This window comes from Polyangium sp. y55x31 (assembly GCF_029946505.1).
Taxonomy (GTDB): Bacteria; Myxococcota_A; Polyangia; order Polyangiales; family Polyangiaceae; genus Polyangium.
In genome coordinates, this window is sequence record NZ_JARZHG010000021.1 from 123968 (window position 1) to 139182 (window position 15215).

The 15215-nt window shown below is 68.4% G+C and carries 13 protein-coding genes; 5 read left to right on the forward strand and 8 right to left on the reverse strand.

The features are described 5' to 3' along the window. Window positions 1–30 precede the first annotated feature (30 nt). From QHF84_RS30575 to QHF84_RS30590, 4 genes are all read right to left on the reverse strand, one after another. Complete coding sequence (locus QHF84_RS30575; protein ID WP_281316998.1) at window positions 31–2661, reverse strand: trypsin-like peptidase domain-containing protein; 2631 nt, start codon at window positions 2659–2661, stop codon at window positions 31–33. Between the two features lie 85 nt (window positions 2662–2746). Further along, window positions 2747–3550, reverse strand: coding sequence for a sigma-70 family RNA polymerase sigma factor (locus QHF84_RS30580; protein ID WP_281316999.1), 804 nt, complete (start codon window positions 3548–3550; stop codon window positions 2747–2749). Continuing rightward, window positions 3547–5136 carry a DHA2 family efflux MFS transporter permease subunit gene (locus QHF84_RS30585; RefSeq protein WP_281317000.1) on the reverse strand — a complete coding sequence of 530 codons (1590 nt, stop codon included), beginning with the start codon at window positions 5134–5136 and terminating at the stop codon, window positions 3547–3549. The genes QHF84_RS30580 and QHF84_RS30585 overlap by 4 nt, the downstream gene beginning before the upstream one ends. An 11-nt stretch (window positions 5137–5147) precedes the next feature. Further along, the gene (locus tag QHF84_RS30590) at window positions 5148–6392 is read right to left on the reverse strand and encodes an HlyD family secretion protein (protein ID WP_281317001.1); all 1245 of its coding nucleotides are present in this window, start codon (window positions 6390–6392) and stop codon (window positions 5148–5150) included. Window positions 6393–6517: 125 nt separating this feature from the next. Between QHF84_RS30590 and QHF84_RS30595 the strand changes: the two genes are divergently transcribed. Both QHF84_RS30595 and QHF84_RS30600 read left to right on the forward strand, forming a co-directional pair. Continuing rightward, entirely contained in the window at window positions 6518–7171 is a 654-nt protein-coding gene (locus QHF84_RS30595; RefSeq protein ID WP_281317002.1) for a TetR/AcrR family transcriptional regulator, read from the forward strand. A gap of 14 nt (window positions 7172–7185) precedes the next feature. Then, window positions 7186–8562: a cytochrome P450 gene (locus QHF84_RS30600; RefSeq protein ID WP_281317003.1), complete on the forward strand. Its 1377-nt coding sequence runs from the start codon at window positions 7186–7188 to the stop codon at window positions 8560–8562. Here the strand turns inward: QHF84_RS30600 and QHF84_RS30605 are convergent. The 4 genes from QHF84_RS30605 to QHF84_RS30620 all read right to left on the reverse strand — a co-directional run bounded on the left by QHF84_RS30605 (window position 8559) and on the right by QHF84_RS30620 (window position 12248). Continuing rightward, window positions 8559–9479, reverse strand: coding sequence for an STAS domain-containing protein (locus QHF84_RS30605; protein ID WP_281317004.1), 921 nt, complete (start codon window positions 9477–9479; stop codon window positions 8559–8561). The genes QHF84_RS30600 and QHF84_RS30605 overlap by 4 nt on opposite strands. Window positions 9480–9497: 18 nt before the next feature. Continuing rightward, a complete protein-coding gene (locus QHF84_RS30610) occupies window positions 9498–10013 on the reverse strand; it encodes a hypothetical protein (protein WP_281317005.1) in 516 nt (171 codons plus the stop codon). A gap of 75 nt (window positions 10014–10088) precedes the next feature. Beyond that, the gene (locus QHF84_RS30615) at window positions 10089–11300 is read right to left on the reverse strand and encodes a glycerophosphodiester phosphodiesterase (RefSeq protein WP_281317006.1); all 1212 of its coding nucleotides are present in this window, start codon (window positions 11298–11300) and stop codon (window positions 10089–10091) included. A gap of 132 nt (window positions 11301–11432) precedes the next feature. Continuing rightward, window positions 11433–12248, reverse strand: coding sequence for a metallophosphoesterase (locus QHF84_RS30620; RefSeq protein WP_281317007.1), 816 nt, complete (start codon window positions 12246–12248; stop codon window positions 11433–11435). Window positions 12249–12389: 141 nt separating this feature from the next. Between QHF84_RS30620 and QHF84_RS30625 the strand changes: the two genes are divergently transcribed. The 3 genes from QHF84_RS30625 to QHF84_RS30635 all read left to right on the forward strand — a co-directional run bounded on the left by QHF84_RS30625 (window position 12390) and on the right by QHF84_RS30635 (window position 15208). After that, window positions 12390–13589 carry a ceramide glucosyltransferase gene (locus tag QHF84_RS30625; protein ID WP_281317008.1) on the forward strand — a complete coding sequence of 400 codons (1200 nt, stop codon included), beginning with the start codon at window positions 12390–12392 and terminating at the stop codon, window positions 13587–13589. A gap of 190 nt (window positions 13590–13779) precedes the next feature. After that, window positions 13780–14775: a PEGA domain-containing protein gene (locus QHF84_RS30630; RefSeq protein ID WP_281317009.1), complete on the forward strand. Its 996-nt coding sequence runs from the start codon at window positions 13780–13782 to the stop codon at window positions 14773–14775. Window positions 14776–14797: 22 nt separating this feature from the next. Beyond that, a complete protein-coding gene (locus tag QHF84_RS30635) occupies window positions 14798–15208 on the forward strand; it encodes a hypothetical protein (protein WP_281317010.1) in 411 nt (136 codons plus the stop codon). The last annotated feature ends 7 nt before the right edge of the window (window positions 15209–15215 follow it).

Genomic DNA, 15215 nt, shown 5'->3' on the forward strand with positions numbered 1-15215 from the left:
CGCGCCACAAGCCTTCCGGGCGTGAACGAATCAGGAATCGAAGACGAGATCGGTCCGGGTCTCGCGCTCGCGCGGGGCGATACGCGCCGTGGCTTTGCGCGCGCGCAGATGATCGCCGAGGTCGAGGAAGAGGTGGGCGAGGCTCGTGTAGATCTGCACGGCCTTGCGCGTGCCCGGCTCGAAGCCGCGATCGGCCTCCTCCAGCGCGCGGCACGCGTTCATGTATGCGGCGTCGCGATCACTCCGGCTCACGGCGAGTCGCGCGAGGCTGTAATGAATACGCGCCATTCGACGGTGCGGGGTCGCGCCGGTCGAGGTCATGGCCATTTCGTTGTAAAAGTTCAATGCCCGCTCGAGCCGCTCCTGGGAGCGCTGCGTCGTGCCGGAGAGGACCTCGACCCAGCCGAGATCCATGTCGATCTCGGCGCAGAGATCGGCCGGCGCCGAGCCGCGGCTCCCGAGGTCGTGGGCTTTTTCGAGCAGCTCGCGCGCCTCGGCGTACGAGAGCTCGCGCGCGCGCTGGTTGCCCACGCGGGCGAGGATCTCGGCGGCCGGGACGAGCTCGATCTCGTGCTCGACGGCGGTCTTCGTGGTCTCCTGGATGTGCGGCCAGAGCTCGGTGCGCTCGCGCGCGCTCGCGTCGAGGTAGGCCATGAGCAGGAGATCGAGCGCGTCGTGCAGGGCCGCCGTGCGCTGATCGGGCGTGAGGAGATCACGCACGCGCGCCCGGAACGTGGGCTCGTAGGAGACGACGTCGGCCTCCTCGCGCAAGAAGCCGAGCTTGAGCAGGACGGGCAAGGCCTCGCCGAGATCGCCGAAGCGCTCGCGCGGCAGGTCCGCCGCGGCGAAAAACGCGAGCACGCGGGCGAGGCGGACGGCGCGTGGATCCTCGCGGCTGGCCTTGAGCAGGGCGCGGTCGGGCGAGACCTCGACGTCGGCGTCGACGCCGGCGAGCGCGCGGAGCTTCTTCTCGATGCTGGTGAGCTCGGAGCCGTGGGCGTCGTCCGAGGCCGGCATCGGCAGCTTTTCGAGCACCTTGCGGGCGAGCTCGGGCTTGCCTTGGTCGAGCACGACGCGGCCGAAGGCGGCGGCGAGCTGCGCGGGCGTGGGGAGCAGGCCGGGGAACTCGCGCGACCAGCGGCCCGGCAGGGCCATGGGCGAGAGCATGCGCATGGCGCGGTCGAGGTCCTCCATGCCGCTCTCGATCTCGCCGTGGTAGGCCTTGGCGAGGGCGTGCGCGTGCCACGAGAGCACGTCGCCGCCGGGCATGAGCTTGCCGAGGATGGCGCCGTGCTTCTCGGCGACCTCGCGCGAGAGGAGCCCGTCGTACGTGCCCTCGCGACAACGAGCGATCCAGCGGAGCGCGAGGACGAGCTGCTGGGTCGTCTCCATGCGGCTCGACTCGACCTCCTCGTCCTCCTGGGGATCGTCGAGCCAGAAGAGCGCCTGCTCGGCGTGGTCGACGAGGAGGAAGGCGGCCGCGCGCAAGATGTCGGGTTGCTCCCGCGAGGGGATCGCGATGACGCTGCGAGGCTGGCCCGCCCAGAGGAGGAGGCGACCTGCGGCCTTTTCGGGCGGGCGCGGGCGGTTCGGGTCCTCGGAGTCGGGCGGCGGGGCGTGGACGTGGTCGGCGACGGCGCGGCCGAGCGCGGCCCACTCGGCGAGGGGACGGCCTTTCTTGAGGTCGGCGCGCAGGGCGGTGACGACGCCGTGCAGGTGCTTCGAGGAGCGCAGGAGGTTCGCCAGGCGCGCGTCGGCGCACTCGGGCGACCACTCGGAGGGCGGCAGGAGCTCGCAGGCGCGGCCGATGCTGCGGAAGACGTCCTCGTCGAGCTCGCCGGCGAGGCTCTTGGCGCAAGCGAGGCCGAGATGCGCGGCGCCGGAGGAGGCGTCGAGGCGCAGGGCGGCGCGGTAGTGCTCGACGAGCGTCGCGGGATTCGAGCCTTCGTGCTCCTCGTGCTGGGCCGCGACGAGGTGCATGAGGGCGAGCGACTGCGCCATGGTCGGCGCCTTCGCGACGCGCGGGGTCGGCGCTCCGAGGGGGATCTTCCACTTGCGGTTGCGCTCGTAGAAGCGGTCGATCGTGGTGACGATGCCCTCGGTGCCGCCCTCGGCTTCGTGACGGCCCGCGATGCCGACGAGGCGCTGGCGGCTGTCGAGGATGGGCCCGCCGGCCTCGTTCTCGTGGACGACCTGGAGGAGGCGCGGCAGGGGCGGGAGGGTGTCGGGCTGGGACTTGCGAGGCGGCGGCTCGTCGGGCTCGCCGGCGACGAGGGAGACGCTGCTCCAGTGCAGGACGACCGCGCGCTTGGCGAGGGCGTTCTCGACGCTGTCGCGGAAGCCGACGAGGGTGACCGGGGTGTCGAGGTCGAAGTCCTTGAGCTCGTCGGCCGGCATGAGCCGGAGGACGTGGGGGAGCTCCTCGGCGCAGCGGAGGATGGCGAGGTCGCCCTCTTCGCTCGGGAGGACCTGCACGACCTCGGCGGTGCGGACCTGCTCGCCGGCGCGGAGGAGTTTTACGTGGGGGGCGTTCTCGCAGACGCGCGCGACCGTGAGGAGGTGGTGGGGGCCGACCGCGACGGCGGTGAAGTGGCCGCCGCCGGGAGCGAAGGCAAGCCAAATCGCGGCCTCGACGGCGGGCTGCGGGGAGGGGGCCACCATGGGCGCGAGTGTACCGGAAGCGGGCGCCGGAGAGGTAGGAAGTGGTGGACGGCAGGAAGCCGGCGGCGTGCGGAGGCGAGGCAGATCACCCGTGCGGCGCGACGACCTCGCCCGCGAGCACGCGCAGCCGACCCCGCATGCGCTTTTTGGCTTGCTCTTCGACCTGGCGGATGCGCTCCTTGCTCACGCCGAAGGCTGCTCCGAGCTCCGCCAGCGTCGCGGGTTCGTCCGACATGAGGCGGCGTTCGAGCACCTGCTGCTCCCGGGGCGAGAGCTCCGCGAGTGCCGCCTTCACGGCGCGCGTGAGCTCTGCGCGCTCGTCGGCACGACAAACCTCCGCCTCGGGAGAGAGCGCGCTGTCGGCCGGACCGTCGTTGTGGGGCGAGGTGTCGATCGGCGCGTCGGGCCCCGCGAGCAAGGGGATCAATTCGTGGGCGCGCTGCTCGGACAAACCCGTCTTCGCGGCGAGCGTCGTCGCGTCCCGCACGAACGCCCGGCGATAGAAGCGCACCGCGCGCCGCTCCGCCTTCGACGTGCCGAGACGCACGATCCTGTAGTTCCGCGTCACGTAATCGCGGATCTCGGCGCGGATCCAGTAATTCGCGAACGTCGCGAGCCTGTATCCGCGGGCCGGATCGAAGCGCTCGGCCGCCTGGAGCAGGCCGATGTTGCCCTGCTGCACGAGGTCCTCGAACGGCGCGCCCCAGCTCCGGTATTCGCGGGCGATCGTCGTCACGTACGAGAGGCACGCCTCGATGAGCAGCCGCCCGGCCTCACGATCGCCTGCTTTCCAGCGGATCGCGAGCTCGCGCTCGACCTCCGCGGACAGGATCCGCCGCCTCGCGATCTCCGCGCGGTACATCGACAACGCATCGGGTTCTGCGCTCAATGCCCTGCCTCCACCTTGACGCCTTGTTGTGGTTTGCCGAGCAGCATCACCAGGGGCAAAAACAGCACGATGAGCGCGCCGGCGAGCCAGAACGTGTCCGCGAACGACATGATCGATCCCTGCTGCGACACCGTCCCGGAGAGCAACGTCAGCGCGCGCTGCTTGGCCTCCGCCGCGGACGCGCCTTTGGCCATCATCGCGCCCGTCAGCATGTCGACCCGCTCGATCGTCGCGGGATCGTTCGACACGAGCTTCTCCGCGATGACGGCCGCGTGAAAGGCCTGCCGCCGGGTCAGCATCATCGAGAGCAGCGCGACGCCGACGCTGCCCCCGAGCATTCGCGTCAAATTGAAGAAGCCCGTCGCGGAGGCGACGTCCTTGCGCGGAATGGGGCCGAGCGAGGCCATCGAGAGCGGCAAGAACATGAACACGGTGCCGAGCGAGCGCACGATGAGCGGCCAGAAGAGATCGTCGCCGCTCGTCATCGGGTTCATCGTGGAGAACATCGCGAGCGAGCTCGCCAGGATGAGCGCCCCGATCACCAGCATGAGCCGCGGATCCATCTTGCGCGCGAGCCTGCCCGCGACCTGCATCATCGCCGCCGTGGCCAGCGCGCCGGGCAGCATCATGAGGCCCGTCTGTTGCGACGTGTACCGCAGGATCGTCTGCGCGAAGATCGGCACCGCGAAGAGCCCGCCGTACAGGGCCATGCCCACGACCACCGAGAGGATGCTGCCCGCCCACAACGAGCGGTACCGGAGCACGCGCAGATCCACGACGGGCTCGTCCGAAGCGAGCGCGCGGCGCACGAAGAGCACGAGCGACACGATCGACGTGACGCACAGGGCGACGATCAGCGGATCATCGAACCAGTCGTGGGAGTTTCCCTCCTCGAGGAACGTCTGCAGGCAGCCGAGCCCGATGGCCAGCATGGCGATGGAGGTCCAGTCGATGCTCTTCGGAGGCGTCTTGTGTGGCTCGTCGGGCGGGAGCGCCGAGAGGCAGAGCAGCACCGCGAGCACGCCGAGCGGCAGGTTGATGAAGAAGATCCACCGCCAGCCGACGTTCGTCACGATGTAACCGCCCAGCGTGGGGCCGATCGCGGGGCCCGCGATGACGATGGCCCCGAAGAACGATTGCGCCGTGGCCTGCTCCTCCTTGGGGAACGTCTCGAAGAGGATCGACTGCGCCTTGGCCATCAGGCCGCCGCCCGTGATTCCCTGCAAAACACGCGCGATGACCAGCATCGGCAGGCTCGTCGCGAGCCCGCACAGGACGGAGGCCACCGTGAAGCCCACGAGCGAGAAGAGAAAATACTTTTTCTTGCCAAACCTGTGCCCGAGCCACGCGGCGAGCGGCAGGATGATGACGTTCGCGACGGCGTAACTCGACACGATCCAGCTCGCCTGGCTGAGCGACGCGCCGAGCGAGGTCTGCATGTCGGCGAGCCCGACGTTGACGATGCTCGTGTCGATGACCTCGAGCAGCGCGCCGATGGCCACCGCGATGGCCACGGCCCACTTGTTGTTCCCGGGCGCGGCGGCGGCGAGCGCGGGCGGCGCGACGGCGACTTGTGCTCGAGCCACGACGAACCCTCCTATCCGCGGGTATCGATGGACAGCTCGACGCTCATGCCGGGCCTGAGCACGAGTCCTTGCGGCACGTCGCGCAGCTTCACGCGCACCGGCACGCGCTGGACCACCTTCGTGTAGTTGCCGCTCGCGTTGTCCGGCGGCAGCAGCGTGAAACGCGAGCCGGTCGCGCCGGACAAACTTTCGAGCTCGCCCTGCAGGGTGACGCCGGGCAAAGCGTCGACCACCAGCCGCGCAGGCTGGCCCGGGTGCATCTTCGCGACCTGCGTCTCCTTGAAGTTCGCCGTGATCCACAGAAGCGGCGTCACGAGCTGCACGATGGCCTGCCCCGCTGCGACCTGTTGCCCCACGGCAATCGTCTTCTTCGAGGCCACGCCGTCCGCGGGGGCCACGATGCGCGTGTACGAAAGCTCGAGCTTCGCGAGATCACGCGCGGCCTTGGCGATGGCCACCTGCGCCCGCGCCGTCTTGGCCCGCGCATGCGCCTGCGCGACGAGCGCGTCCACGTTGCTCGATTGCTGCAATTTCGCCGAGGCTTCCGTCGTGCGACTCCGCGCCACGGCGATGTTTGCCCGCAGCGTCGACAGCCGCGCCTTCGCCGCTTCCAGGTTTGCCTGCGCCACGGCGAAGCTCGTCTCTGATTGATCGAACGAGGCTTGCGGCAGCGCGCCCTGTTCGAGCAGCTTGCGGTTGCGATTGCGATCGGACTCGGCCTGCTTGAAGGCAGTTTCTGCGGACTTGACGGAAGCCTCCGCCTCCTTGAGCTGATCGGCCGCCGATACCACGCCGCCTTGCGCCGTCTGGAGCGACGCTTCGGCGACGGACTTGTTGCCGAGGGCGTTGATCTCGGCCACGCGCGCGTCCGCTTCGGCGGCCTCGGCCGCGGCCTCGGCGGCCTCTACGTTCGCCTCGGCCTGCGCGAGCTTGGCCTTCGCGCTCTCGTCGTCGAGCACGGCCAGCACATCGCCGGCCTTGACCGCTTGGTTCTCGTTGATGAGCACCTGCGCGATCGTCCCGCCCGTGCGCGCCGGGACCGCGATCACCTCGCCGTCCACCTGTGCGTTGTCCGTGCTCTCCAGCGTGCGGTGCGTCCACCAGTACCCGCCGCCGCCGCCGACGGCAGCGAGCGCCAGGACGAACAGGAGCGCGCGCCCCTTGTTTTTTGGCTTCACGGAGGCGCCCGCGGCAGCGCTCCCCTGCACGGCGGGGGCTTGGGGAACGACGTCGGAAGGTGATGTCGCAGTGCTCATGCGTGACCCTCAAGGCAACTTGTTGTTGCCATAGTACCGACGACCGGGTACATTGGCAACAACAAGTTGCCTTTGTGGCAGATCAGCGCGAAAGTTCTGGAGGATCCGTTCGGTAGACTCGGCCCATGCGTCACGACAGCACCCCCCCGCCCGCTCATCGAACCCGCCGCACCGAGGGCACGCGCGTCCGCGGACGCGCGGAACGCGTCGTTTCGGCCGTGCTCACCGCGACGCACGAGGAGCTCGGGCGCGTGGGTTACGGCGCGCTGCGCATCGAGGATGTCGCGGCACGCTCGGGGGTGAACAAGACGACGATCTACCGGCGCTGGCCGACGAAGGCGGAGCTCGTCGCGGCGTCGATGCGCGCGGCTCACGACGAGGAGGAGGCGATCGACACGGGCACGCTGCGCGGGGACCTCCTCACCGTGGTGATGCGGACCGTGCGGACGTGCCAAACCCCCACGGGCCGAGGCATCGTGCGGATGATGCAAATGGAGCGCGCGGATCCGGAGGTCGAGGCCCTTTCGAGGGTCCTGCGCGATCGACGCCGGCAGCGCAATACGGCCTTGCTCGAACGTGGCATCGCGCGCGGCGAATTGCCCGCGGATGTGAACAAGGAGCTCCTCCTCGATCTCGTCTTCGGGGGGATTTATGCGCGCCTCATCCATCGCGGCGAGGACGTCAGCGAGGACTACGCCGCCGCGGCCATCAACACCGTACTCGCGGGCGCCTGCGCAGGTGCGGCGCGCTTGCCGAACGAGTCACAGCAGCAGAAGTAGCCAGAGAGGACGATATGACCACGTTGTCGAAGGAAACGAGCGCGCTGCACGCGAGCAAGGAAAACGGGCGGGGCGCGACGAAGGAGGTGCCCGTGCTGGAGGGTGTCGTGCTCGACCGATCCGATCCTGCATTTCTCGCGAGGTCCCCCGAGATCTACGCGGAGGCGCGGGCCAAGGGGCCCGTCGTGCGCGCCCGTCATTACCCCTTCCCGAGAGACGAAGAGGAGCGCAAGAGCGTCGTCGCGGGCAATCGCCCCACCGGCGACGTGCTCTTCGTGAACCATTACGAAGAGGCGGCGGCCGCGCTGCTCGACGATCGCCTCGCGTCCGACCCTTACGCGCGGATGACGCCGGAGCAGCGGGCAAACATGCCGCCGGTGCCGGAGGAGCTCCGGCCGATCGTTTATTCGCTCCTCATGCTCGATCCACCCGACCACACGCGGCTACGCAAGCTCGTCCAGCCGGGCTTCAATGCCCGCGCGATGGAGGCGCTGCGGCCCCGCATCCAGCGCATCACCGACGAGCTGCTCGACAAAGCCGAACGGGAGGCCGCCGCGCGCGGCGAGTCGGCGCCTCTGCGGCAGATGGATCTGGTCAAGGCATTCGCGTACCCGCTGCCGGTGACGGTGATCAGCGACATGCTCGGGATCCCGGAGGAGGACCGCGAGACCGTCGCTCGCCTGGGCGAGCTCCGCATCGAAAATCGGGATCCTGTGGTCATGCAGGAGACGCGCAAGCACCTCGTGGAGTTCAGCCGCTACCTCGTCGAGCTGTTCGAGCGGAAGCGGCGCGCGCCGGGCGACGACATGATAAGCCAGATGATCCAGGCCCAGGAGGACGGGGACAAACTCAACGAGAAAGAGCTGCTCTCGATGGTATTCCTCCTTTATTTGGCCGGGCACGTGACGACCGTGAACCTCATCGGCAACGGTGTCGTCGCGCTTTTGACCCATCCCGAGCAGCTCGCCCGCTTCAAGGCGGATCCGACCCTCGCCAAAGGGGTCGTCGAGGAGACGCTCCGCTACTGGGGGCCGGTCGATTACCTCGGCGCCACGCGCACCGCCAAGGAGGACATGGAGATTGCCGGCGTTTCGATCCCGAAGGGGGCGCAGGTGATGATCGGCCTCGGCTCGGCCAATCGAGATCCCGCGCAATTCGATCATCCCGAGGCGTACGACATCTCGCGCGAAGGCGCCCACCGTCACATCGCCTTCGGCAAAGGGATTCACCTCTGCCTCGGGGCGCCGCTCGCGCGCATCGAGGGGCAGATCGCCTTCGAGACGTTGTTCCGGCGCTTCCCCGATCTACGCCTCGCCGTGCCGGCCGAGACGCTGCGCTGGGGCGGCGCCGCCGGCCTGCGCGGGTTCCGGGAGCTGCCGGTCCTATTCTAGCGCCGCAGGCCGCCCGATGGGCGCGGAGCAGCCAAAGGCGCGATTCGCAAGCCGACCTTCCCGAGGGCGCGCGCGAGCCCGGCGGCGAGGCTGCTCTGCGTCGACAAACCCGAGAGATCCACGCCGAGTTCGAGGACGGTCCTCGCGACCGCGGGCGAGAGCCCGACGAGGACGAGCTCGGCGCCGAGCAGCCTCGTGGCCCTGGCCGTATCGAGGACATGTTGCGCCGTCGCCGCATCGAATACCCCGACGCCCGAGACATCGACGATCACCACCTGGGCCTGCGTCCCGACGATGCCATCGAGGAGTTTTTCGGTGAGCGCCTGCGCGCGATCCTCGTCGAGGATCCCGACGAGCGGCACGACGAGGATCCCCTCGTGAACGGTCGCGATGGGCGTCGAGGCCTGACGGATTTGCTCGAGCAGCCGCGTCTTGTCCGTGTAGGCCGCCTGGAGCTCGTCGAGCTGCGCTTTCATTTGCCGGACTTCGAGCTCGGCGGTTTGCTCCTGGAACACCCGCTCGCGCTGGACGAGGAGATACATCGGGCCGGAGAGCGCGATCTGGAAGAGCCATGATTCGAGCAGGCTCCTGTTTTCCGCATTCACGTCCGGCGCATCTGCCGTCGCCGCGAGCAGGGCGCTGCGCAGCGAGGTCGTGAGCAGGCGCAGGTCGTAATGTCCGAGCCCTCGCGGGGCGAGGTCTTCGATCCAGCCGCCGAGGACGTCACGACCTTCCCCGTCGCCCTCGGCCGCGAGGTCCTTGCGCAGGGCCGAGAGCAGGCGCGACACGGTATCGCGCGTCGCGTCCGGACCGATGGCGCGGAAGATCGTGCCGGCGCGCGACAAGAGGCGCGACGATAGATCCTGCGTGAGCGCGTCGGCCGAGCGATCGAGCCAAACGAGCAAGGTTGCGCTCATGGTGGTCCCTCCGGCTCGTCACCAGCTCACGCGGTAAATGCAGGAGGGCGCGCCGTGCTCCATGCACCCGGTGGCGCCGTGCTCGACGAGGGGACGCGCGCCGACGCGGCTGCAGCAGCCCTGGATGATGCCGATGTTGAGCGCGCAGGGCCCCGGCGCCGTCCAGTCGAGCGTGGCGCTGCGGTCTTCGTCGAACGTGCACGTGATCCCGCCGATGCTCGGCCCGCGCGCATTCAAGCGGTACGCCGCGTCGAGGCCCGACAGCATGCTGCGGACGTCGTCGAGGCCCGGCGGGAACACGGCCGCCTCGATCATCTTCTTGCCGACCGCGAGGATGGCGCTCGGCCCGATCCGCGCGGCGACTTCGCCGTAGACGACGTTGCAGCCCCAATGAAGATCGTACCAGCGCTCGGGGTCGATGCGGTCGACGCCGCAGGACTTCAGGATCTTCTCGACGAGCGCCTCCGAATGGCCCAGCGCAAGAAGGAGCGACTGCAGAGCAGCGCCCCGGTATTCCCCCTCGTACTTGTTCATGTGACTCCCCCGGGATGCCGTGCGCGGCTCCCTCGTTCCCCTAGCTACGACATCCTATCCCGGGGGATGGAGTTCTCAAAGGCCGAAACGGGCGCGCGCCTTCACGGCTTCGTCGGGGAAATCGCTGAACACTCCGTCGATACCGAGTCGGTAGAAGACCTCGTACTCGGCCGCCGGGGTCGCCTCGTAGTCTCCGGCGAGGAACATCGCCTCGCTCCGGAAAGTCCAGGTGTGGACGAACAGGCCTTTCGCGTGCGCCCGCGCCACGAGATCCGTCGGCGCGAGGGCTTTTCGATCCGCGTCGTCCACGTTTCCGTCGCCATTGACGTCGTCCGCCTCGCCGTCGCCGTTCGTATCGACGCCCTCGACGGACACGATGTACCGCTTCCACGGAGACACGCCGTCGGCGTATGTCGCGACGAACGACAAACCTTCGTCCGTGAGCAGATCGGCGAACGTACGCGGGTCGTTCTTCTTGGCGAAATCGTACGGTTTGTCATAAGGCGGCGCGAGCGTGATCTTTCCGTCGAGCGCGACGCCGTCCGCGTCGACGAGCTGCACGAGCGGGAGCGACGTCTTTTGCCTGAGGTACTGGAGGTTTCCGACCTCGAACGACTGGATGATCACCTTCGCGTCGGCGCCCGTGAGCCCGGCTTGCGTCAGCGCGGCGAGGAGTTTGTCCTCGAGCGGCAGGCCAAGGTCGGCATGGTAGGTCGGGTGCTTCGTCTCCGGATAGATGCCGATCACGCGCCCGGTCTCCTCTGACTTCTGCTTGGCGAGCGCGATGATTTCTTCGAACGTCGGGATCTCGTACTTGCCGTTGTGCTCCTGCGGCCTGTAGCTGCGCGGCTGGACGGCGCGGAGCTCCTTGATTTCTGCCAGCGTGAAATCGCTCGCGAAAAAGCCCTCCACGGAGACGCCGTCGACGGTCTTCGTCGTCTTCCGGTCCGCGAACTCGGGCCTCGACGCGACATCGGTCGTCGTCGAGATCTCGGGCTCATGGCGGGCGATGAGATGGCCGTCCTTCGTGGCCACGAGATCGGGCTCGATGAAATCGGCGCCTTGCTCGATGGCGAGCGTGTAGCTCGCGAGCGTGTGCTCGGGCAGGTAGCCGGATGCCCCGCGATGGCCGGTGACGAGCGGTGCCTCGCCGTTCAACGTCTTCCAGACCTCGGGCGGTGTCGGATCCGGACGCCCGCCGCTCGTCCCATTGCCGCAGCCTGCCAGGAAGGTCAAAAGGAGCACTCCGAGGACGGCCGTCCTCGCGTCGATGATCGGTGTTCTCATGAATTCATCCCTCGCCGTGCATCATAGTGGCGGAACGCCATGGCGCGGGATGATTTCGTGAGGGGTGGCCGATGGCAAGGCGCGTCATGCCGTCGTCACGGCGGCTTCGCGGGCGCGACGCGGAAAGGGGGATCAAGCCACCAGCGCCACATCCATCTCGGGCAGGAGCCGCCCGTGCGTCGCCCGGTAGAGGCGCACCGTCGTCTCCCCGTCGACCACCGCTTCCGCGCCGAACACGCGCGGCGATGCGCCTGCCCGGATCGATCGATTCTCCGATCGATGTGCATGCCCATGCGCCACATAGAGCCGCTCGCAGCGCGCGAGCAGCGCGTCCATGGCCTCGGGCGCCTGCAATCCGTCGATCCAGTGCCACGCCGCGATCACATGCCTCCCCGGCGGATGATGTTGCGCCGAGAGGACCACCTTCCAGGCGAAATGGGGATCCTCCGCGAGCCTGCCGAGCCGCTCGACGGCGCCCTGCTCGATGAGGCCACTCGATCGTGTCACGGGCAAGGGCACGGCGGTCGATACGGGTACGATCAGCACGTCCCGGAGCTCGGTCATGGCGCCTCGACCGCTCGTCGCTGCATAGGCGCGAAGGGGTCCTTCGAGGGCACGCGCGAAGGCCCGGCCATCGTCGTAGAGATCGTGATTGCCGGGGACGAGCGTCACGCGCTCCGGGGAGAGCCCGCTCTCGGCCAGCACCTCCGCCAGCACCTCGAACTGCGCCGGAACGCCGTCCTCCGTGAGATCACCCGTCACGATCACGTGATCCGCGTCCGTCATGCGCGCGCGCACGAGCGCCTCCTGCGCGCGCTCGCGCCGCCGACGCGCGCACGGCGATCGACCGAACGTCAAATAACGCAACCTCCACCGCTCCATACCGCTGCGGCCGTCGTGGCGATCTTCCAGCAAATGCAGATCCGTCACATGAGCAATCCGCGTCATGCCGCGCGAGCATGCACGGCCAGGTTGACAATCCTGCGACGGCCATGAAAAACCTCCGCGAAAGCCACGTCGCGGATCTTCACACGAGCAGACACCCGAATGTGACACTCGCCCGCTAGCGTGCCCTCCCGAGGTGAAACGATGAAGAGCACGCTGGTGGCGCTCCTCGTGGGGGGAGCCCTCTCGTCGATCGTGATGACCGTGGCCTCGCAATGGGCTGCGCTGCGGATTCTGGGGCGTGCGCCGTCGAGGGAGCGCCGGGCGCCGCCCGTCACGATCCTGAAGCCGCTGAAGGGCGTGGACGATGGGCTACGGGAAAACCTGCTCTCCTTCGCGTCCCAGGAATACCCGACCTACGAAGTCCTGCTCGGCACGGAAGACGCGAACGATCCGGCGCTCGTCGTGGCGCGCGAGGTGATGGCGCGGTATCCCCGCGCGCCGTTCCGGATCATCCATTGCCCGCGCCGGACGGGCATGAACCCCAAGGTCAGCATCCTCGAAGCGCTCGCGGCCCGCGCGCGCCACGAGCACGTCCTCATCTCGGATTCGAACGTGCGTGTGGGGCCAGGGTACCTCGGGGCGATGGCGGCCGAGCTCGCCGATCCTCGCGTGGGGCTCGTGACGAGCATCATCGTGGGGACGGGGGAAAGCACGCTCGGGGCCGCGCTGGAGAACTTGCACCTCAACTCGTTCATCGTGCGCTCGACGCTCTCGGCGAACGTGTTTCTCGGGCACGCGTGCGTCATCGGAAAATCGATGCTCCTGCGTCTCTCCGATCTCGCTGCGGTGGGCGGGTTCGCCTCGGTGCGCGACGTGCTCGCCGAGGATTATCTGCTCGGGAAGGCGTTCCAGGAGGCGGGCTTTCGTGTCGCCTTGTCGACGGAGCCGGTGCGCACCGTGAACGAGCGCTGGCGCCTCGACCGTTTCGTGAGTCGGCACGTCCGCTGGACGCAGATGCGGAGGCGCGTGCACCTCGGCTCGTACTGGGTCGAACCACTCTTCAATCCGGTCCCGCTTCTCCTCTCGCTTTCCCTCGTGGCCGGCGGCGCGCTCGCGTGGGCTGCGCTGCTCGGGGTGGCGCTGAAGATCGCCCTGGATGCGGCGCTCTGGTCACGAATGCGTGGCGAGCGTATGTCGTGGCGGTGTGCCTGCCTCGTGCCGTTCAAGGATGTGCTGGCCACGTGGACGTGGATCGTCGGGGGCATCCGGCGCACGGTGGATTGGCGAGGCAATCGGATGCGTATCGGGGAGGGCACGCGGCTCGAACCGATCCACGGAGCTACGCCGGTGAACGAACAAGCGGAGGTCGCCCCGATCGTCGATCGACGATGGGCTGCTTGATCCACGTCGATGTGGGGATCCTGCCGTGGGCACGAACCCGGCGAGCCTCGAATGAAACGGCCTCGAGACGATGGTGTGACGATCATGTGAAAGCCGTCCCAGGACAGGGGGCTCGGGTTGAAGTTTTCGCGATCGTTCATCTACCCTGAACGAACCGCCGCAGAAGCTTGCCTGCGCAACCTGGACCTCGATGCGATCCTCGATTCTCATTGCCATCCCCTGCGCCCTGAGCCTCGCGCTCGCGGCCCCGTCCGCGCTCGCCGCGGGCCCGAAAAAGCAGCCGACCAAGGAGGAAATGCAGGAAGCGCAGCGCCGCTACCAGCGTGGTCGAGAGCTCTACGAGGACAACGACTTCACGGCGGCGCTCGTCGAGATCCGCCGCGCCTACGAACTCGCGCCGAGCTACAAGCTCCTCTTCGACATCGGGCAGATCTGTTATCAGCTCCCGGATTATCCCTGCGCGCTTCGCAGCTTCAAGCAATACCTCGACGAGGGCGGCGGCGAGATCAACCCGCAGCGCCGCGCCGAGGTCGAGAATGACATCCGGAAGCTCGAAGGCCGTGTCGCGACGCTGAAGATCACCACGACGCGGCCCGGCGTCGAGATCCTCGTGGATGACGTGGTCGTCGGCACGACCCCGCTCGAATCGCCCGTCATCGTCGGCGCCGGCAAACGCAAGGTGACGGCCCGCGTCCAGGGCGCCGAGCCGGTGACACGGGTGATCGAAGTCGCTGGCACCGATGTCGTCGACGTCGCGCTCGACGTGGGCGCCGGGAGCACCGCGGGCGCGCCTGCGTCGGGCGACGGGGCGGCCGCGCCGGGCTCGGATCCGTCGGGCGGGGACAAGGGCGCGGGACGCAAAGTGCCTGTCGTACCGTGGGTCATCACGGGCGCGCTCGCCGTCGGCACGGGCATCGTCGGAGGGCTCGCCTTGAGCGCCAGCTCCGATTACCGAAGCCAGCTCGATACGTTCGGCACGACCCGCCCGACGCTCGACGAGTCCCATGGCAACATGAGAAACCTCGCCATTGCGACGGACGTGTTGCTCGGCGCCACGGCGGTCGCGGGCGTGACTTCGTTGATCCTCACGCTCACGGCGGTGCCGAGTGGCCCCAAAAAGGCCGCACTCGCCCCCGTGAATGCCTCCGTGGGCCCGGGCAGCGTGTGGATCAAGGGCACCTTCTGATCGGAGCTCGCACGAGACGAACATGAAAGAGAACAAGGCCCCATCGCCGCATCGCCCGGGTCATCCTCCCGTCCTGGGCTGGCTCCTCGCGGCCCTCGTGTTTTCGGCAATGGCAGGGCTTGCGGGCGCGTGCAACCTCATCGTCGAGAGCGCGACGGATCAGTGCACCACGGACGCCGATTGCAGCAAATTCGGCAACGGCTCGGTGTGCCGGGAGGGCGTGTGTGTCCTGCCGGGCGGATCGAGCTCGAGCAGCGGCTCGGGCGGCTCGGGCGGCGGGGAGGCGTGTTTCTCCGGCGAGCCCACGACCGACGAGCAGTATCTCAACAGATGCACGGACGCCACGTGCGTCGATTTCGACAATTGCGCCCGTCTCGGGCTCTGCAACGGCGCCGCGTTGCCCCCGCTCGTCGAGCCGACCCCCGTTCCTTGAGTCTCCC

Excerpts from the sequence above, each read along its gene's own strand:
- QHF84_RS30575 (WP_281316998.1), bottom strand. The coding sequence starts at position 2,661 with ATGGTGGCCCCCTCCCCGCAGCCCGCCGTCGAGGCCGCGATTTGGCTT.
- QHF84_RS30590 (WP_281317001.1), bottom strand. The coding sequence starts at position 6,392 with ATGAGCACTGCGACATCACCTTCCGACGTCGTTCCCCAAGCCCCCGCC.
- QHF84_RS30595 (WP_281317002.1), top strand. The coding sequence starts at position 6,518 with ATGCGTCACGACAGCACCCCCCCGCCCGCTCATCGAACCCGCCGCACC.
- QHF84_RS30600 (WP_281317003.1), top strand. The coding sequence starts at position 7,186 with ATGACCACGTTGTCGAAGGAAACGAGCGCGCTGCACGCGAGCAAGGAA.
- QHF84_RS30605 (WP_281317004.1), bottom strand. The coding sequence starts at position 9,479 with ATGAGCGCAACCTTGCTCGTTTGGCTCGATCGCTCGGCCGACGCGCTC.
- QHF84_RS30610 (WP_281317005.1), bottom strand. The coding sequence starts at position 10,013 with ATGAACAAGTACGAGGGGGAATACCGGGGCGCTGCTCTGCAGTCGCTC.
- QHF84_RS30615 (WP_281317006.1), bottom strand. The coding sequence starts at position 11,300 with ATGAGAACACCGATCATCGACGCGAGGACGGCCGTCCTCGGAGTGCTC.
- QHF84_RS30620 (WP_281317007.1), bottom strand. The coding sequence starts at position 12,248 with ATGACGCGGATTGCTCATGTGACGGATCTGCATTTGCTGGAAGATCGC.
- QHF84_RS30625 (WP_281317008.1), top strand. The coding sequence starts at position 12,390 with ATGAAGAGCACGCTGGTGGCGCTCCTCGTGGGGGGAGCCCTCTCGTCG.
- QHF84_RS30630 (WP_281317009.1), top strand. The coding sequence starts at position 13,780 with ATGCGATCCTCGATTCTCATTGCCATCCCCTGCGCCCTGAGCCTCGCG.
- QHF84_RS30635 (WP_281317010.1), top strand. The coding sequence starts at position 14,798 with ATGAAAGAGAACAAGGCCCCATCGCCGCATCGCCCGGGTCATCCTCCC.